The 743-nt window shown below is 56.7% G+C and carries 1 protein-coding gene; it reads right to left on the bottom strand.

Going from position 1 to position 743, the window contains the following annotated elements; genetic code table 11:
- A partial coding sequence (locus WH277_RS02295; protein ID WP_339504178.1) for an MFS transporter occupies positions 1 to 616 on the bottom strand: 616 nt, incomplete at its 3' end.
- Positions 617 to 743: the final 127 nt, after the last annotated feature.

The following is a 743-nucleotide window of genomic DNA, read 5'->3' as shown; positions in this document are numbered from 1 at the left end:
GCCCCACTTGTACCTGAATCGCCGGGCGTTGGGTCGCCAGCCAGTAGCCAAAAGCGGCCATCAGCATGATCAACACGGCAAAACCGGGGATGCCGAACAGCACATTCAGCATCACGCCCAGCGGAGCCCCCATTGCCATTGCCAGATAGGTCGCCACGCCATTCCACGAGATTACCCGAGCACTCTGCACGGTGCCCACCACGTTGATGCCCCAGAGGATCGATCCGGTTGCAGTGAGGCTTTCACCAAAGCCTAACACCACGCGCCCCACAGCCAGCAGCAGCAGGCTGGTCAGCGGTGAGGCATCTATCAGCACCGCTAGCAGCGTAAACAGCCCGCTGGCGCCGCAGAGGATCAGCCCCACCAGCACCACTTTTTTCGGCCCCAGCAGATCAGCATAACGCCCGGCCTGCGGTCGGCTGATCAGCGTGGCAAAGTATTGCAGGCTGATAATCAGCCCGGCAATAAACGAGCTGTAGCCCAGCTGGTTATGCACGTAGCCCGGCAATACCGCCAGCGGCAGGCCGATAGACAGATAGCAGAAGAAGGTGAAGATCACGACAGAGATAATACGTTTGTTCAATTGGGCATTGGTTAACGCCGGGATTGCGGACATAGCGAAGCCAGAAAAAAGATGCGATATGCATCACATTATACGCTTAGCTTGCTAACAGATCCCGATCAGTTTAGAGACAAGTTATGTCCGCGAGGGGAAAGACTGTTGATGCAGAGGAGCAGGAAGA

It is taken from the genome of Erwinia sp. MYb416, from assembly GCF_037479575.1.
Taxonomy (GTDB): Bacteria; Pseudomonadota; Gammaproteobacteria; order Enterobacterales; family Enterobacteriaceae; genus Erwinia; species Erwinia rhapontici.
The sequence above is the reverse complement of the archived record's forward strand: the minus strand, read 5'-3'. Positions and strand labels throughout refer to the sequence as shown.